At 44.0% G+C, this 18828-nt stretch carries 15 protein-coding genes; 13 read left to right on the plus strand and 2 right to left on the minus strand.

All coding sequences use genetic code 11. From position 1 onward, the window contains the following. The first annotated feature begins 37 nt into the window (after positions 1–37). The 5 genes from secA (at position 38) to recG (ending at position 7265) form a co-directional block, all read left to right on the plus strand. Positions 38–2557, plus strand: coding sequence for a preprotein translocase subunit SecA (secA, locus tag GMC92_RS04910; protein ID WP_021153773.1), 2520 nt, complete (start codon positions 38–40; stop codon positions 2555–2557). Between the two features lie 52 nt (positions 2558–2609). Next, positions 2610–3638 carry a 3-deoxy-7-phosphoheptulonate synthase gene (locus tag GMC92_RS04915; RefSeq protein ID WP_070505229.1) on the plus strand — a complete coding sequence of 343 codons (1029 nt, stop codon included), beginning with the start codon at positions 2610–2612 and terminating at the stop codon, positions 3636–3638. 86 nt (positions 3639–3724) lie between these two features. Beyond that, the gene (gene acpS, locus GMC92_RS04920) at positions 3725–4090 is read left to right on the plus strand and encodes a holo-ACP synthase (protein WP_031572889.1); all 366 of its coding nucleotides are present in this window, start codon (positions 3725–3727) and stop codon (positions 4088–4090) included. Next, positions 4077–5189, plus strand: a complete 1113-nt coding sequence (alr, locus tag GMC92_RS04925) for an alanine racemase (RefSeq protein ID WP_070665517.1) — start codon at positions 4077–4079, stop codon at positions 5187–5189. The genes acpS and alr overlap by 14 nt, the downstream gene beginning before the upstream one ends. 60 nt (positions 5190–5249) lie before the next feature. Next, positions 5250–7265, plus strand: coding sequence for an ATP-dependent DNA helicase RecG (gene recG, locus GMC92_RS04930; RefSeq protein ID WP_150906473.1), 2016 nt, complete (start codon positions 5250–5252; stop codon positions 7263–7265). A gap of 198 nt (positions 7266–7463) precedes the next feature. On the opposite strand, the gene GMC92_RS04935 is transcribed toward recG, so the two are convergent. Further along, positions 7464–8426, minus strand: a complete 963-nt coding sequence (locus tag GMC92_RS04935) for an asparaginase (RefSeq protein ID WP_150906471.1) — start codon at positions 8424–8426, stop codon at positions 7464–7466. Between the two features lie 62 nt (positions 8427–8488). Between GMC92_RS04935 and GMC92_RS04940 the strand changes: the two genes are divergently transcribed. Further along, complete coding sequence (locus GMC92_RS04940; RefSeq protein WP_155199895.1) at positions 8489–9889, plus strand: Cof-type HAD-IIB family hydrolase; 1401 nt, start codon at positions 8489–8491, stop codon at positions 9887–9889. A 287-nt stretch (positions 9890–10176) separates the two neighbouring features. Here GMC92_RS04940 and GMC92_RS04945 read toward each other — a convergent pair whose 3' ends face one another. Then, entirely contained in the window at positions 10177–10629 is a 453-nt protein-coding gene (locus GMC92_RS04945; RefSeq protein WP_070466475.1) for a universal stress protein, read from the minus strand. A 207-nt stretch (positions 10630–10836) separates the two neighbouring features. On the opposite strand from GMC92_RS04945, the gene GMC92_RS04950 reads away from it, so the two are divergent. From GMC92_RS04950 to GMC92_RS04980, 7 genes are all read left to right on the plus strand, one after another. Next, positions 10837–12051: a pyridoxal phosphate-dependent aminotransferase gene (locus GMC92_RS04950; RefSeq protein ID WP_070466473.1), complete on the plus strand. Its 1215-nt coding sequence runs from the start codon at positions 10837–10839 to the stop codon at positions 12049–12051. A 338-nt stretch (positions 12052–12389) separates the two neighbouring features. After that, entirely contained in the window at positions 12390–13178 is a 789-nt protein-coding gene (codY, locus tag GMC92_RS04955; RefSeq protein WP_155199896.1) for a GTP-sensing pleiotropic transcriptional regulator CodY, read from the plus strand. Further along, positions 13178–13756: a cysteine hydrolase family protein gene (locus GMC92_RS04960; RefSeq protein ID WP_155199897.1), complete on the plus strand. Its 579-nt coding sequence runs from the start codon at positions 13178–13180 to the stop codon at positions 13754–13756. Before codY ends, GMC92_RS04960 begins: the two co-directional genes overlap by 1 nt. 112 nt (positions 13757–13868) lie before the next feature. Next, positions 13869–15092: a glycosyltransferase gene (locus GMC92_RS04965; protein ID WP_155199898.1), complete on the plus strand. Its 1224-nt coding sequence runs from the start codon at positions 13869–13871 to the stop codon at positions 15090–15092. Continuing rightward, on the plus strand, positions 15079–15966 hold the full coding sequence (locus GMC92_RS04970; RefSeq protein ID WP_155199899.1) for a glycosyltransferase family 2 protein: 888 nt from the start codon (positions 15079–15081) through the stop codon (positions 15964–15966). Before GMC92_RS04965 ends, GMC92_RS04970 begins: the two co-directional genes overlap by 14 nt. 26 nt (positions 15967–15992) lie before the next feature. Beyond that, positions 15993–17276 carry a glycosyltransferase family protein gene (locus GMC92_RS04975; RefSeq protein WP_155199900.1) on the plus strand — a complete coding sequence of 428 codons (1284 nt, stop codon included), beginning with the start codon at positions 15993–15995 and terminating at the stop codon, positions 17274–17276. Continuing rightward, the gene (locus GMC92_RS04980; RefSeq protein WP_155199901.1) at positions 17273–18766 is read left to right on the plus strand and encodes a glycosyltransferase; all 1494 of its coding nucleotides are present in this window, start codon (positions 17273–17275) and stop codon (positions 18764–18766) included. Before GMC92_RS04975 ends, GMC92_RS04980 begins: the two co-directional genes overlap by 4 nt. Positions 18767–18828: the final 62 nt, after the last annotated feature.

Consider the following 18828-nt stretch of genomic DNA (forward strand, 5'->3'; position numbering starts at 1 on the left):
CATTTTAGATTTTGAAAAATTCAAAGTAAGGAAAAAAATGGCAAATTTATTAAAAACAATTATTGAAAATGATCGAGGCGAAATCAAACGCCTTGAAAAAATGGCTGATAAGGTCTTTTCTTATGAAGACCAAATGGCAGCTTTGACGGATGACGAATTAAAAGCGAAAACAGTTGAGTTTAAGCAACGTTACCAAGATGGTGAGTCTTTGGATGATCTCTTGTACGAGGCTTTTGCAGTTGTTCGTGAAGCTGCAAAACGGGTTCTTGGTTTGTTCCCATACAAGGTTCAGGTCATGGGGGGAATCGTCCTTCACCATGGTGACGTTCCAGAGATGCGTACAGGGGAAGGAAAAACCCTAACAGCAACCATGCCGGTGTACTTGAATGCCTTGTCTGGTAAAGGGGTGCACGTTGTTACCGTCAATGAATACTTGACAGAGCGGGATGCAACAGAGATGGGAGAACTTTACTCATGGCTTGGCCTTTCAGTAGGGATCAACCTTGCAGCAAAATCTCCAGCTGAGAAAAAAGAAGCTTACCTCTGTGATATCACTTACTCAACCAACTCAGAGATTGGTTTTGACTACTTGCGTGACAACATGGTTGTGCGTGCAGAAAACATGGTTCAACGTCCATTGAACTATGCCTTGGTCGATGAGGTAGACTCCATCTTGATTGACGAAGCGCGTACTCCGTTGATCGTTTCTGGTCAGACAGCTTCTGATACGAGCCAGCTCTATCACATGGCGGATGCTTATGTGAAGACCTTGACAGAGGACGATTACATTATCGATGTCCCATCTAAAACCATCGGTTTGTCTGATTCAGGAATCGATAAAGCAGAAAGCTACTTTAATCTTGAAAACTTGTACGATATTGAAAATGTAGCTTTGACTCACTTTATCGACAACGCCCTTCGTGCCAACTACATCATGATTTTGGATATCGACTATGTGGTCAGCGAAGATCAAGAAATCTTGATCGTCGACCAATTTACTGGTCGGACCATGGAAGGACGTCGCTATTCTGATGGACTTCACCAAGCGATTGAAGCCAAAGAAGGTGTTCCAGTTCAAGAAGAAACCAAAACATCTGCATCGATTACTTACCAAAACCTCTTCCGTATGTACAAGAAGTTGTCAGGGATGACAGGGACAGGGAAAACCGAAGAAGAAGAATTCCGTGAAATTTATAACATTCGCGTGATTCCAATTCCAACCAACCGTCCGATTGCCCGTATTGACCATCCAGACCTTCTCTACCCAAGCTTGAAATCAAAATTTAAGGCTGTTGTAGAAGATGTCAAGTCTCGTCATGAAAAAGGGCAACCAGTCCTTGTAGGTACCGTTGCCGTTGAAACCAGTGATTACCTTTCTCAATTGTTGGTTCAAGCAGGTGTCCCTCACGAAGTTTTGAATGCGAAAAACCACTACAAAGAAGCGCAAATCATCATGAACGCTGGTCAACGTGGTGCTGTTACCATCGCGACCAACATGGCCGGACGTGGTACCGATATCAAGCTTGGTGAAGGTGTTCGCGAACTCGGTGGACTGTGTGTCATCGGGACAGAACGTCACGAAAGCCGTCGGATCGATAACCAGCTTCGTGGACGTTCAGGACGTCAAGGGGATCCAGGTGAATCTCAATTCTACTTGTCTCTTGAAGATGAATTGATGCGTCGTTTCGGTTCTGAACGGATCAAAGCAGTGCTTGATCGCTTCAAGTTGAGCGAAGAAGAATCAGTAATCCGTTCAAACATGTTCACCCGTCAGGTAGAGGGTGCTCAAAAACGGGTTGAAGGAAACAACTACGATACCCGTAAACAAGTCCTTCAATACGATGACGTGATGCGGGAACAACGGGAAATTATCTACGCTGAACGCTATGATGTTATCACAGCTAACCGTGACTTGGCACCTGAAATCAAGGCCATGATCAAACGGACCATCAAACGGATTGTTGAAGGAGCCAGCCACTCAAGTAAGGAAGAACGCGTTGAAGCGATTCTGAACTTTGCCAAATACAATTTGGTTCCGGAAGATACGATTTCTGCAAGCGATATTGAAGGAAAATCTGACAAGGAAGTTATCGATTACTTGTATGCACGTGCAGAAGAAATCTATGCTAGCCAAGTAGCGAAATTGCGTGACGAAGAGTCTGTGCAAGAATTCCAAAAAGTCTTGATCCTTCGTGTGGTGGACAGCAAGTGGACGGACCATATCGATGCTTTGGATCAATTGCGAAATGCGGTTGGACTCCGTGGGTATGCGCAAAATAACCCAGTGGTAGAATACCAATCAGAAAGTTTCCGTATGTTTAACGATATGATCGGATCGATTGAATTTGATGTGACTCGTCTCATGATGAAAGCCCAAATTCACGAACAAGAACGTCCACGTACGGAACACAGTATTTCAACAACTGCGACTCGCAACATTGCAGCGCAACAACAAGATATTCCAGCAGATATTGACTTGTCACAAGTGAAACGCAACGATTTATGCCCTTGTGGTTCAGGTAAGAAATTCAAAAACTGTCACGGACGTAAATTTTAAGAGCTCCTCTGAAATAGAAAGAGGATGGGTCTAGGTAGCATAAGGAGGCCGTATGGTATTCATTACGAAGAGCAATAAGATTGATGAGCAAGAGATCACTTCGCTTTACCGCTTGGAAGGTCCAGCCTTGGAGCGCAAAGAAGCGCGTGATCGAGAATTGGAAGCTATTATCAAAGGAGAAGACCAACGGATCCTTCTTGTGATCGGGCCTTGCTCTTCTGATAATGAAGAAGCTGTGATGGAGTATGCCCGTCGTTTGGCAGACTTGCAAGAGCAAGTGAAAGATCAAATTTTCATTGTGATGCGGGTCTATACGGCTAAACCTCGGACCAATGGGGATGGCTATAAAGGCTTGATGCACCAACCAGATACACATGCAGCACCAAGCTTTGTGGATGGTTTGAAAGCAGTCCGACATCTCCACTACCGTGTGATTACCGAGACTGGTTTGACAACTGCGGATGAGTTGCTTTATCCAGCAAGTCTTCCTTATGTTGAGGATTTAATTTCTTATCATGCCATTGGAGCTCGTTCAGTTGAAGACCAGGAGCACCGCTTTGTATCTAGTGGGATCTCTGCTCCGACAGGCATGAAGAATCCAACCTCTGGAAATCTTTCTGTCATGTTCAATGCGATTTATGCAGCCCAACATCCCCAAAACTTTTTGTTCAATGCCCAAGCAGTGGAAACATCAGGAAATCCTTTAGCCCATGCGATCCTTCGTGGGGGCTTGGATGCAAGTGGTAAGAATATTCCAAACTACCATTATGAAGATTTGCTAGCGGCAGCAAAACGCTATAGCGAAATGGGCTTGCAACATCCCTTCATCCTGGTGGATACCAACCATGACAATTCTGGCAAACAATTCGAAGAGCAAGTACGCATCGTGAGAGAAACCATGATGAACCGTGCTTGGAACAAGGATTTGGCAACTTTAGTTCGTGGTTTCATGATTGAATCCTATCTAGAAGATGGCCGTCAAAATGAACCAGTGGTTTATGGTCAATCCATCACAGATCCTTGCCTGGGTTGGGAAAAAACACAGGCCTTGGTCAAAGAAATTGCAACGATGAATAAGTAAAAGGCAGGGGCGGAAGGAGTGATTCTTTAGCCCCTTCTCTTTTGTCAGTAAAACGATACTGAAACGATAAATAAGGATAAAACAAGATGATCAAAGGACATGGCATCGATATCGAATCGATCGCTGCGATTGAAAAAGCCTATCAGAAGAATACTCGATTCGCTGAAAAAGTCTTAACCGAGGCTGAGCGAGAGCGCTTTGAGGAATTGTCTGGAAAACGGAAAATGGAATATTTAACGGGCCGATGGTCCGCCAAAGAAGCCTTTTCAAAGGCAATGGGAACAGGGATTGGACCGGTTGGTTTTCAAGAGTTAGAAATTTTAAATGATGCCCACGGAGCTCCCTATTTTTCCAAGTCTCCTTTTTCTGGGAAGGTATGGATTTCGATCAGTCATAAGGGAGACCTAGTGTCGACCAGTGTCATTTTGGAGGAAGAAAATGAAAGCAAGTAAACATAGACCAACTGTTGCTAGAGTCGATTTGGATGCAATTGCCTTTAATGTGCAACAAGTCAGTGACCATATTCCGAGTCAAGCCTTGAAATATGCAGTCGTCAAGGCCAACGCCTATGGTCATGGGGTCGTTGCGGTGACCAAAAAATTGGCGCCTCAGGTAGATGGTTTTTGTGTTTCCAATATGGATGAAGCCCTCGAAATCCGTGAAGAAGGCTTGCAACACCCTATTTTGATTTTGGGAGTTGTGCCAAGTGAAACAGTGAATCTAGCCAAAGAGCATGACATCCGCTTAACGGTGGCGAGTCTTGCTTGGTTGGATCAATTGCTTGGACAAGAAGCAGATCTTTCAGGATTGAAGGTCCATATCAAGGTGGATTCAGGAATGGGGCGGATTGGATTCCGAAGGATCGAAGAGATCAAAGAGGCTGAACGCCTCCTCTTAGCAGCTGGAGCTGAAATTGAAGGGATCTTTACTCATTTTGCAACAGCAGATGAGGCAGATGATCGAAAATTTCAAGCGCAATACCAGTTTTTCAAAGAAGTATTGGCTGCTCTTGAAATCCTTCCTCCTATTGTCCATGCGAGTAATTCAGCCACTTCTTTGTGGCATGCGGATACGATTTTCACAGCTGTACGCTTGGGAGATGTCATGTATGGCTTGAATCCGAGCGGATCTGTGTTAGCCTTGCCATATGAAATTAAGCCAGCTTTGAGTTTGGTGAGCGAATTAGTTCATGTGAAACAGTTAGAAGCTGGTCAAGATATTGGTTACGGGGCAACCTATACGACGGAAGAACCCCAATGGATCGGAACGATTCCTATCGGCTATGCGGATGGTTGGATCCGAGAGATGCAAAACTTTCATGTGCTGATTAAGGGGGACTATTGTCCCATTGTTGGTCGCGTTTCGATGGACCAGATAACGGTTCGCCTTCCTGAAGAATTGCCTCTGGGGACCAAGGTTACCCTGATTGGACGAGAGGGCGAAAAAGAAATCACGGCAACAGAGGTTGCAGATTACCGTGGTACCATTAATTATGAAGTGGTCTGTCTCTTGAGTGATCGGATTCCTCGTGACTATACAGATGAAGAATAAGAAGAAGCAGGTGGGATTTTCCCGGATGGACCTGCTTTTTTATAAAAGAAAGGAGGAGAAATGAATCTACACCAACCCTTATCCGTACTGCCTGGAGTTGGTCCAAAATCGGCGGAAAAATTTAAAAAGTTAGGGATTGAAACTTTAGAAGATCTGCTCTTGTATTTTCCCTTTCGCTATGAAGACTTCAAAACGCGCAATGTTTTAGAGTTGGAAGATGGTGAAAAAGCAGTCATCTCTGGGGTGGTAGCAACACCAGCCAATGTCCAATATTATGGCTACAAACGAAATCGCTTGCGTTTTTCGATCAAACAGGGAGACCAGGTCATTGCGGTTAATTTTTTCAACCAACCCTATCTAGCAGACAAAATCGAGGTCCAGCAGACAGTGGCGATCTTTGGAAAATGGGACAAGGCCAAGGGGAGTTTGACAGGAATGAAGCTCCTGGCTCAAGTGGAAGATGATTTGCAGCCGGTCTATCGAGTGACACAAGGAGTGAGCCAAAACAGCCTGGTGAAATTGATCAAAATAGCGTTCGACCAGGGCTTGGACCAGCTTTTAGAAGAGAATCTACCCCACATCTTACGAGAGCGTTATCAACTCATGTCTCGTTCCCAAGCAGTGCAAGCTATGCATTTCCCTAAGGATCTAGCAGAGTATAAGCAAGCTCTTCGCCGGGTAAAATTTGAAGAGCTCCTCTTTTTCCAGTTGCAACTCCAAGTGTTAAAGGAAGAAAACCACGATGCCAGCCAAGGGATTTCCTTGGCCTGGAATCCAGAAAAATTAGCAGAACGAAAAAAACAGCTCCCTTTTGAGCTAACGCAAGCTCAAGAAAACAGCTTGAATGAAATCTTGACAGATATGGCTTCTCCTTATCATATGAACCGCCTCTTACAAGGGGATGTGGGAAGCGGGAAGACAGTCGTGGCCGGTCTTGCCATGTATGCAGCTATTAGTGCTGGTAAGCAAGCTGCCTTGATGGTTCCAACGGAGATTTTGGCAGAGCAGCACAAGGAAAGCTTGCAAAATCTTTTTCCAGATTTGCCAATTGCCCTTCTAACAGGAGGATTAAAGGCGGCTGAGAAACGAGAAGTCTTAGAAGAGATCGCCTCAGGAAAAGCCCAATTGATTGTGGGGACACATGCCTTGATTCAAGAGGGAGTTCACTACCAAGATCTAGGCTTGGTCATTATTGATGAGCAACACCGCTTTGGGGTTTCCCAGCGCCGTATTCTTCGAGAAAAAGGACAAAATCCAGACGTCCTGATGATGACGGCTACCCCTATTCCCCGGACCTTGGCTATTACAGCCTTTGGAGATATGGATGTGTCCATCATTGATCAGATGCCTGCGGGACGCAAGGAAATCATCACACGTTGGGTCAAGCATGAGCAGTTAGAAGTGGTCCTCGACTGGTTAGTCAAAGAACTTGGCAAAGGTTCTCAAGCCTACTTTATTTCTCCATTGATTGAGGAGTCAGAGGCGCTAGATTTGAAAAACGCCCTTGCCCTCCAAGAAGAGCTAGAGACCTTCTTTGGACAGCGAGCACGCGTTTCTCTGCTTCACGGGAAGATGAAAAGTGAAGAAAAAGATGCCATCATGCAGGCCTTTAAAGAGCACCAAGTCGATGTTTTGGTGTCTACGACCGTTATTGAAGTAGGAGTCAACGTACCCAATGCAACCGTTATGGTCATTATGGATGCAGATCGGTTTGGTCTTAGCCAACTTCACCAGCTACGAGGCCGGGTTGGTCGGGGAAACAAGCAATCCTATGCTATTCTAGTAGCCAATCCTAAGACAGATAGTGGCAAGCAGCGCATGAAAATCATGACAGAGACAACCAATGGGTTTGTGCTGGCGGAAGAAGATTTGAAAATGCGGGGTTCAGGTGAAATCTTTGGAACCCGTCAATCTGGGATCCCAGAATTTCAAGTGGCGGATTTGGTAGAAGATTATCCCATTCTGGAAGAAGCGCGGAAAGTTGCCAGCAAGATCGTAGCCACGCCAGATTGGCGCGAACACCCCGATTGGCATTTGCTCTCGCTTTATTTAGAAAAGAAAGAACATTTAGACTAAAATATAAAAAGGGAGTAGAGTGGAAATTCTTTGGATTCCACTCTACTCCCTTTAAGATGGCATTTTACGGGCTTTGTATCTTATTAATTGAACACGGGCTGCGGATTGTGTCAAAAAGATGAATCCTCCTAGAATCTTTTGGATTCTTCGTCGTATTCCCTATTTTGACTGTATCCGCTACGCCCTTTGTATCTTATTTTACCCTTCGATATAGTCTTTGAGTTCTTGTCCTTTTAGGCCGGCATTGAGGGCGATGAGGAGTTTGATGCGCGCTTTGGGTGCATTTAATTCTTTGATGAAAAAGACACCTGCTTGATGGAGTTGGACGCCTCCTCCTTCATATGCGTAGACGGGTTCAGCGATTCCATTGAAGCAACGGGATACTAAAGCGATTGGAAGGCCTGCATCTATAAGCTCTTGGAGTTTATGTGCCGTTTCTTTAGGGATGTTTCCAGCTCCAAAGGCTTCGATAATGAGACCATCCAGCTTTGAAAGATCCAGCATGTCCAGCAGATCGGATTTCATCCCTGCGTAGGTAGCAATGATCGGAACGAAACCATCGATGGTATCGAGATCAAAGCGCACCCTTGGCTCGGCTGTTTTAAAGAAGAGGATTTCCTTTTTCATGACCAAACCTAGTGGACCGTGGGTTGGTGTCTGAAAGGTACTGACATTGGTGGTATGAGTTTTGGTGACGTACTTAGCCGCATGAATTTCATCGTTCATGACGACTAAGACCCCTTTATCGCGTGCTTTTGGATCGGCAGCTACTCGAAGGGCTGTCAGAAAATTATAGACACCATCGCTTCCGAGCTCATTGGAGCTTCGCATAGCTCCTGTAATGACCACAGCAATCTCTGGTAACTCCATGGTATCCAAGAAATAAGCCGTTTCTTCCAGCGTATCTGTCCCATGAGTGATGACGATGCCGTCGTAGTTGTGGGCTTCCTCTTTGATTTTTTGATATAGAGCTAACATGTGACGGGGGGTCATTTGAGGGCTGGGAAGGTTGAAGAAGTCCTCTGAGGTGACTGCAATCCCTTCAATTGGTGAAGTAACTTGGGTCATGGGATTGACTTCATTGGTAATCACTGCCCCAGAGTCATCTGCCGCCATCGAAATGGTCCCTCCGGTATGTAGTGCTAAAATTTTCTTAAACATGTGAAGCTCCTTGGAATATGTGATATAATTTATTTTATCATAAAAAGAAAGAAACAGTAGACATGGAAATAAAAGCAGTCTTTTTTGATATCGATGGAACCTTGGTCAATGATAGTCGAGCGGTCCTAAAATCAACAGAAAAAGCCATTCAGTCCTTAAAGGAAGAAGGGATCTATGTAGGCCTTGCGACAGGGCGGGGACCGGCCTTTGTCAAACCGTTTATGGAACGCTATGGTTTTGATTTTGCAGTGACCTATAATGGTCAGTATATTTTGACCAAGGACCGCGTGCTGTTTACCAGTCCAATCGATAAAAAGAGCCTGCACCAACTAATTGACTATGCTCGGGAACACCGCAAGGAAATTGCTCTCGGTACCAAGGATGGGGTATTTGGTTCTCGAATCATGAGTTTTGGGATGAGTCCTATTTCAACCTGGTCTAGTCGGTTTGTTCCCCGCAAAATGGCCCGTACCGTCAGTCGAGGATTTAACAAAGTGGTCAGCAAAGTCGTCCCACAAGATCAGGACACCCTCTATGCACTAGCGCAAGAACCAATCTACCAAGTACTGATCTTATCGAGTCCGGAAGAGACTGCAAAAATTGAAAAAGAGTTTCCATATCTGAAATTTACACGGTCTAGTCCTTTTGCAGCAGATGTCCTCAACCCAGGGATTTCCAAGTTAGAAGGGATCCGCATCGTTGGTCAGGAATTTGGCTTTGATATCGATGAAGTGATGGCTTTTGGTGATTCTGATAATGACTTAGAGATGCTTTCAGGTGTTGGCTTGTCCATTGCGATGGGAAATGGGACGACTAGTGTCAAGGCAATTGCCAAGCATACCACGACCAGTAATGGCAAGGATGGCATTCAAAAGGCCCTGCAACACTTTGGTATTCTCTCAGAGAAAGAACTCTTTCTTTCTAAGGATGATCACTTCAATAAGGTCAAAACCTTCCATGGTGTGATGGATGGGGAAACCCAGGAGAAACCAGTCGTTTGGCAGCCTCAAGACGCCCTTTATCGTACCATGTTCAAGCAAGAGGAGTTGGTAGAATTTGTTCGAGCAGCTAGCACAAGTGAGGAAGAATTTGACCGCTCGGTGGCAGCTCTTCACGAAGCCTTGGATAAGGCCGCAGATAAGGTTCGGAGCAAGCATCCAGCTGAGATCTCCATGGTAGGGCAGGTTGATGCCTTGATTGATACCCTCTATTTGACTTATGGTAGCTTTGTATTAATGGGGGTCGATCCTGAAGAGGTCTTTGAGATTGTTCACCGGGCCAATATGGGCAAGATTTTCCCAGATGGAAAGGCGCACTTTGATCCAGTAACCCACAAAATTCTGAAGCCAGATGATTGGGAAGAAAAATACGCCCCAGAACCAGCTATCAAAAAAGAACTCGATCGCCAGCTCAAGGCCTACGAAAAACATGCAAAACAAAAAGAAGCAAAAAAAGACAACTAAAAAAGGCTTGGAACAAAGGTTCCAAACCTTTTTTAGAATGTAGACAAACTATTTTTTACTAAGATAAGTAAAGTGTTCCACAAAGAAGTCGAAATATGTTCTTATTTTTAAAATTTATAAAAAATATTGAAAAACTTTCCGCCGTGAGAAAAGTGCTAGAAACACTATTGTTTCTAGCACTCGGGAGTTTTGAGACCTTAGGCTCAAAACTTAGTCATGGAACTTCGAAGAAGTTCGCTGACGTCCGTACTCACCTAAGAAAAGTTTTCAATATAACTTTTTCTTTCTTACATGGTTTTATCCTTATCACGCACCACTAGTAAGTCTACTTTGGCGTGGCGAAGGATATATTCTGAGGAGGATCCGACCATTAACCGTTCGAAGGCATTGAGTCCAGTAGCCCCGACCATTATGAGGTCAACCCCTTCTTTACTTGGGATATCATTGGACAAGAGGACTTTTGGATTTCCCATTTCTACAACAGTCGCAATATTTTGAACCCCGACTTTTTCAGCACGTTCCTTGTAGCCTTTGAGCAATTCATTGGCTTCTTCTTGCAATTCTTCGTAGACTTCAGCATCAAAGGTTGAGACACTTTGAAGGGCACGGGTATCGATGACGTGGACAATAGTCAATTTAGAGCCGTTGCGAAGAGAAACATTAACCCCTTTTTCAAAGGCTAATTCTGCTTCATGAGAACCGTCGACGGCGACCATGATGTTTTCGTATTTTTGAGACATAACCCTACCTCCTTATAGCTTGAAAACATGGATAGAACAGAAGTTCTTCTATTCTTTATACACTTATATTTTATTCCTTTTAAGCTAGAATGTAAAGGTAAAGTCTCACTTTTCTGGTATATTTTTGCAGAATTTATAAAGTCCTCAATTTGTACTCTATTTGAACTAGTGGTATAATAGAGATAATTTCGTGAATCGAGGCAGAATATGAAGGAATATAATAAATCAAGCAAACTCGAACATGTCGCTTACGATATTCGTGGTCCAGTCTTGGAAGAAGCCATGCGCATGCGAGCAAATGGAGAAAAAATTCTTCGTTTGAATACAGGGAATCCTGCTGAATTTGGCTTTACAGCTCCAGATGAAGTTATCCATGATTTGATCATGAATGCGCGGGATAGTGAAGGCTATTCGGATTCAAAAGGGATCTTTTCAGCCCGCAAGGCCATCATGCAGTACTGCCAGTTGAAAAAAATTCCAAATGTGGATATTGATGATATTTACCTTGGAAATGGAGTGAGTGAGCTGATCGTCATGTCCATGCAAGGACTGCTCGACAATGGCGATGAAGTCTTGGTTCCTATGCCGGACTATCCTCTTTGGACAGCAGCTGTCAGCCTAGCTGGTGGGAATGCGGTTCACTATCTTTGTGATGAAGAAGCAAACTGGTATCCAGATATCGAGGATATCAAGTCGAAAATTACCTCAAATACCAAAGCCATCGTTGTCATCAACCCGAATAACCCAACGGGTGCCCTCTATCCAGATGAGATCTTGCTTGAGATTGTAGAGATTGCTCGCCAAAAAAACTTGATCATCTTTGCGGATGAAATCTACGATCGCTTGGTCATGGATGGCGAAAAGCACACGGCTATTGCAAGTTTAGCGCCTGATCTTTTCTGTGTGAGTATGAATGGCTTGTCAAAATCTCACCGGATTGCAGGTTTCCGTGTTGGTTGGATGGTTCTGTCCGGACCAAAGCACCATGTGAAGGGCTATATCGAAGGCTTGAACATGTTGTCCAACATGCGTCTTTGTTCAAATGTTTTATCTCAACATGTTGTGCAAACCTCTCTTGGAGGCTACCAATCTGTGGATGAACTCTTGCTTCCAGGTGGTCGAATCTACGAACAACGGAACTTTATCTACAAAGCTATCAATGAGATTCCAGGCCTCTCAGCTGTTAAGCCAAAGGCTGGTCTCTATATCTTCCCTAAGATTGATCGGGATATGTACCGCGTGGATGACGATGAACAATTTGTATTAGAATTCTTGAAGCAAGAAAAGATTCTTTTGGTTCATGGCCGTGGCTTTAACTGGAAAGATCCAGATCACTTCCGGATCGTTTACCTCCCACGTGTGGATGAATTGGCTCAAATTCAAGAAAAAATGACTCGTTTCTTGAAACAATACAAACGCTAATTAGTTAAAGGAGGCTGGGACAAAAGTCCTAGCCTCTCAATTGTCTTTGGATTGTCGAGCAAGACGCAGTGGTTGAGTGGACTCTACTACGCTGATTTCATCAGCTTTTATAGCCCTACTCAACTGTGCGGAGGTGGGACGACGAAATCGAATTCTAACGAATTACTGATTTCTGTCCCACTCTCTTTTTTTGTTTCATTCTATAAAATCCATGTTATCTCATCGCCATTTTTCTGAATTGCGCATAATTGTAGAAAAAATAAATAATTTTCAGATAATTTGATTGAAATTCCCACACTTATATGATATACTTTAGCTGATTATATGCGAGGTTTATTATGGCAAACTTATTAGAAAAGACACGTAAAATTACATCCATCTTGAAACGGACAGATGAACAGTTGCAAGCTGAGATGCCTTACAATGATATTGCCCAGCAATTGGCGGATATTATCCACTGTAATGCCTGTATCATTAATAGCAAGGGAACCCTTCTTGGTTATTTCATGCGTTATAAGACCAACAATGACCGGGTAGAAGCTTTCTTCCAAAACAAAAAACTACCAGAAGATTATGCCAAGGCGACTAGTTTGGTCTACGATACAGAAGCTAATTTAGATGTGGACCATGATTTGAGTATCTTTCCGGTTGAAACCAAGTCTGAATTTCCTGATGGCTTGACAACCATTGCGCCCATTCATGTTTCTGGGATTCGGTTGGGTTCCTTAATCATTTGGCGCAATGATAAACAGTTTGCGGATGATGATTTGATCTTGGTTGAGATTGCTAGTACCGTGGTAGGGATTCAAATGTTGAACTACCAACGCGAGGAGGACGAGAAGAATATTCGTCGTCGCACAGCGGTGAATATGGCTGTCAATACCTTGTCTTACTCCGAATTGCGTGCCGTATCTGCCATCCTTAGTGAATTGAAAGGCAATGAAGGTCAGTTGACTGCTTCTATCATCGCAGATCGTATTGGCATTACCCGTTCTGTGATTGTCAATGCACTTCGGAAATTGGAATCTGCTGGTATTATTGAAAGTCGTTCACTCGGAATGAAGGGAACTTATCTCAAAGTGTTGATACCAGATATTTTTGAAGAAATTAAGAAAAGAGACTACTAATGGCTAAAGCATTAATTTCGATTGACTACACCGTTGATTTTGTAGCGGATGAAGGTAAGCTAACGGCAGGGGCTCCCGCCCAAGCCATTTCTGAGAGCATTGCTCAGGTGACCCAATTGGCCTTTGACCAAGGAGCCTATATCTTTTTTGCCATTGATGCGCATGATGTAGACGATCCTTTTCATCCTGAAAGTAAGCTCTTCCCACCCCATAATATCATTGGGACTAGTGGACGTGATTTGTACGGTCCTTTAGCAGATTTTTATCGAGAACACAAAGCGGATTCACGTGTCTTTTGGATGGACAAACGTCATTATTCTGCTTTTTCAGGGACGGATCTAGATATCCGCCTTCGGGAACGTCATGTGGATACCGTTATTTTGACAGGTGTCTTGACCGATATCTGTGTCCTTCATACAGCGGTTGATGCCTACAATCTGGGTTATCAGATCGAGGTTGTGGAACCTGCAGTGGCTTCGCTCACTCCTGAAAATCACCAGTTTGCCTTGAATCACTTCAAGCATGTCTTAGGGGCAAGTTTGGTAGACGATACACTAGCAGTATTAGACCAAAAATAAGAAACCGATGTAAAAGAGGTCATAGACACGTGTCTAGGCCTCTTTTTTGGGGCTTAGAAATTGTTTTCCTCTCTTGAAAATGGTATTCTAATGAAAGAAAAAAGGGGAAGTTATGAGTAAAAAAGCTGTCGTGTTTTCAGCCAATCTGTCTTATATGGAAAAGTTGGAAACCGCTATGAAGTCACTGTGTGCCCATCAGGACCAGTTGAAAATTTATGTCTTAAATGAAGATCTACCAACTGAGTGGTTTACTATCATGAATCAGCGCTTGCGCCAGTTGGATTCGGAAGTGATCAATTGTCGGATGTCTCCCGAGCAATTCCAGTCCTTTTCGCTTCCAAGTGACCATATTCACTATACAACCTATTTCCGTTACGCTATTCCAGAGATGGTGGAAGAGGAGCGAATCCTCTATCTGGATTGTGATATGATCTTTACACAGGATTTATCGCCTTTATTTGAGGTCGATCTAAAAGGTTATGGACTGGGTGCAGTGGTTGATAAGCCGACGACGACAGATGGTTTTAATGCTGGACTTTTGGTGATTGATAAGGCTTGGTGGCAAGAGCACCAAGTGACAGAGGCTCTTTTTGACCTCACTCGCAAGCACCATCAGCATGTCTACGGAGATCAAGGAATTTTGAACCTGTATTTCAAAGATGCTTGGTATCCATTACCTTGGACCTATAATCTACAAGTAGGGTCTGATAAGGATCAATATCTCTATGGTGATTTGGACTGGTATGATGCCTTCCAAGGGATCCCAGCAGTCGTTCACTACACCTCTCATAATAAACCATGGACCTCTAAATGTTTCAATCGTTTTCGTGAATTATGGTGGTTTTATTATACCCTCTCTTGGGAGGAAATTTTGCTTCGAAAACCGATTTTGAAGCAAACCTATCAAGATCTAGTGGGAGATTTTCCTTATCATGCGGCTATTTATACCCATACAGCAGATATCCACGAGTTGGAGACGTTGTTAAAAGAGTTGCCGGACGTAGCGATTCATGTCCTTGCCCATAGTCATTTTGGTTTTAACTTGGTGCAATTGGAACGCTACCCTAACCTCTTTCTTTACCCCTCTTTTGATCCCTTGACCAGTCGAAAAGTCCTAGAAAAACTGGATGTTTATCTGGATATCAATCCCTATGATGAAGTGGATCAAATCACGCATACTATTCAGCAATTGGACTTACCGATTTTCTCTTTTGAAGGAACCAACCATGTAGAGAATGGTGAGAATCAGGTGTTTAGGGATGATCAGGTGCAGGATATGGTGACAGCGATTCGCGATTATTTAAAGAGAAATGAGAAGAAGTATGGAAGCAAATGAAGTCGTCAGTATTATCATTCCCATCTATAATGTAGAAGCTTATTTGAGGCAATGTTTGGAAACGGTTATCCATCAGACTTACCCGAATTTAGAGATCATATTGGTCAATGATGGTTCGCCAGATCAGTCAGAAGAGATCTGTAAAGAATTTTTTAGGAAGGATGCGCGCATCCGCTATGTCCGCCAAGAAAATGGGGGCTTATCTGCTGCTCGAAATACAGGGATTGAGTTAGCGACTGGTGATTACATCACCTTTATTGACCCAGATGACTGGGTGACGGAGGACTATGTAGAAGTGCTCTATCGCCAACTTAAGAAGTATGATGCGGATGTCTCGGTAGCCAACTATAACCTCTATGATGACAGTAGTAGCAAATACTTGATCAAGGTAACGGACGATGATTATTCAGAGACCCTTTATGAGGGGCGAGCAATTATGGACCACGATGCCATTCAGGAGACCAGAGATATGGCCTGGGCGTGTGCTATGATGAAGCTCTATAAGTGTAACTTATTTGAAGGGCTTCGTTTTCCGGTCGGAAAAAATGTTGAAGATAACTTTCTCATGTACAAGCTCTTCTTAAAAGCCAATCGGGTGGTCCATACGGAGAAATGTATTTATTGGTATCGCGTGGGTCGTTCAGATACTCTGTCCCAGGTTTGGACAGAAAAGCGGGTACTCGATGAGATGGAAGCCAAGCAAGAAAAATTGGCTCTTCTTGGGATGTTGGGCTATGATCTGACCTGGCACCGCTATATCTATAAAACGCGGTTGAAACGGGCTCTTGAAAAACTAGAAGAAGCTGGCTTACAAGAGTCAGAAACCTATGAGCGCGTGGTGATCAACCTCAGTTTCGTTGAAACCATGGACTAAGAACTTAATGATGAGAAAGGATCAGCATGTTCATTATTGCATCAGAGCAGACCAGAGAGCTGGATCGTTTGCGAAAATTATTGGACAAACTTGGCCAGCCCTACCGTGTGTTTGTGACCAATCTGGAAACAGATATAGCTGAACAGACAGAGAGTCTGGCGACCTTTTTTACCCAAAAAGACCCGGCATCAAAAGTTGGGAACCCTTTGTTTTTCAATGATTTAGAGGTTCCAGAATTATGGGAATGTTGGACGCTTGGGATCACAACCTATCTGTTTGATGGGGAGGAGCGTCGTGCCAATGTGGTTTTGCGAGAGGATATCTTGTCACGAACGGTTGAAAGAGTGGAGTGGTTTGGTCAGGGAGAGGCGATCGTATCCATTGATGTTTATAACCGCTATGGCTGGAGAAGCAAGCAAAGTCTCCTTACTGAAGCTGGTCAACCTTATTTAGACATTTATTTGAATCGTCAGCAAGAAGAAGTCTTGCTTCACTTTGTCTCACAAGGAACCTTTTTGCTTCAAACTCCTAAGGGACGGGATCGCCTGTATGCCAATAAGAAAGAGCTGCAAAGAGCTATCCTAGAACAAGTCTTGCCGGAAGATGAAGCCGTTCTTTTGATGGACAAGGCATTGCTAGATGTTGTGAAAGAGAAACCAAAGGAAAGACTCGCCTACTGTGCCAGTGACGCGCATGATCCAGACGAGATCAAAGAACAAGTCAGTCAGATTTTGTTGGTAGAAGATAGTCTGTTGAGGGAGAAAACGGACGGAATCACAGCCTTGTCAGGATTTGTAGATGTGGAGCAGGAAAGTTTTCAACCAGAAGCCCTGGTTATGACGGCTTCTCAAGAGGTCGAAGGCCTATCTAGCCTAGTCCATCAATTCCCACAAGTCACCTTTCACATTGCTGCCTTGACGGCTATGGGGCCAAAATTAACAGACTTAGCGACTCGCTCCAATGTGCGCCTCTATCCAGGGATTTCGCTGGACAAATATGAGGACTTGTTATCCAGCTGCTCTATTTATCTGGATTGCAACCAGGGAGAAGAAGTATGGAGCAGTAGCCTTCATGCGCTTGAAAATGGGCAGGTCTTGTTTGGTTTGAAGACTACCGTGCACCATGAAGCCTATAAAAACTTGAGCACGATCACTGAGACAGTCGAAGAAATGGAACAGCAACTAGATACCTTGATCCAGCAGCCAGACACCTACAAAGAATTGGTAAGAGAGCAGGCACGAATCTTGAAATTGCCTGAAAAAGAAGCTTTGGAAGAGCTGTTTAAGCGATTAGAGGGAGGAACAGCATGACCATTTATACCTTTAATCTATTAGTGGGATTTGAACCCAATGGGGTCGATGTTGCACAAGCCTCTCGGGCAAAGATGCTCCGGAGTCTAGGAGTGGCAGCGAAGTTTGTCTTTACCACTTGGCCCACTCCAGAAAAATTGGCCTATTACCTATCATTGGGGCACCGGGATGAGGAACTGCTTTTTGCCCATTTAGCTTTTTCAGATCAACAGACTACGGTCCCTCAAAAGACGGTAGGGGCCTTGCAAATGGAGTTTCAACTGACTCGTCTGGATGTTGTCGAAAAAACGGAAAGAGCCATTCGCTACCAATTTGCGGATGGGAACGCCTTAACCTTTCATTTGGATCCCTATCATCCAAACTGTGTCCGCTATGTAGACTATCTTTTGGCTGGAAATAGAATCAAGCGAGAGTATTATGGAGCTTGTAAACTTGTCACCGAGTATTTTCAGTATGGTAGTGTTGTCAGACGGACCTATCACAATCAAGATGGGACTATCACTTTTGAAGAATCGAGGTTCGGTGGAAGCTGGCTCTATAAACTGGGGCCTGAGATTTTGACCAACCATACAGAAGTGATGAGACGTTTTTTGTCGCAGCTGTCGCTAAAAGAAGAAGATCTGATTTTGCTTGATCGGGCTTCGCGCATGGATTTTGCCCGCCCTTTGTTGGAGAAAGATAATCCTTCCAAGCTCGCCATGGTGTTTCATTCGGAGCATGAATTTGAAAATGGCCATCTCAACTATGAGTACTATTATGTGTTCAAGTATGCCAAACGCTTCGATTACTTCATCACGGCAACGGATCTTCAAAAAGAAGTCTTGGAGCAGACACTTGCCAAACAAGGATGCCAAGGAATTCCGATCTATAGTATTCCAGTGGGGCATCTAGAAGAATTGACGGAATCACAAGGAGATCGACCTCCCTTTAGTGTGATCACAGCTTCCCGTTTGGATCCAAGAAAACGCATCGATTTGGCCATTCGAGTAGTGGCTCAAGCACAGAAACGACTCCCAGCCCTTCAGCTTGATATTTATGGGAAAGGTGGCGAAGCGGACAACTTGCGACACCTGATTCAGGAGTTGGAAGCACAAGATTATATTCACCTACGCGGTCATGCGGATCTTAAGCAGATTTATCCTTGCTACCAAGCCTACCTCACCACCTCTCAGTGGGAGACCTTTGGATTGACCTTGATGGAGGCGGCTGGAGCAGGGTTAGCCTTGCTCGGCTTTGATGCCCGTTATGGCAATCCAACTTTTATAAAAGAGGGTGAAAATGGCTTTTTGGTAGCTTATAGCGAGACAGTGCCCGAAGAACAATTGGTGAAAGAGTTGGCAGACAAGCTGGCCCAGCTCTTTGAAAGTGACCTTGCACCATTTCATCAGGCTTCTTATGACTTGGCTTCTTGCTACCTCGCATCTCATGTCCAGGAACTCTGGAAAGAAACTCTAATAGAGATGGGACAATTAGGTGAAATAGCAATATAAAATGAAGAATCTGTAGCGACAAAAAAGTCCTACAGATTTTTTCTAAGGCAAGCAAATTGAGC

This window comes from Streptococcus parasanguinis (assembly GCF_009717775.1).
Lineage (GTDB): Bacteria > Bacillota > Bacilli > Lactobacillales > Streptococcaceae > Streptococcus > Streptococcus parasanguinis_AG.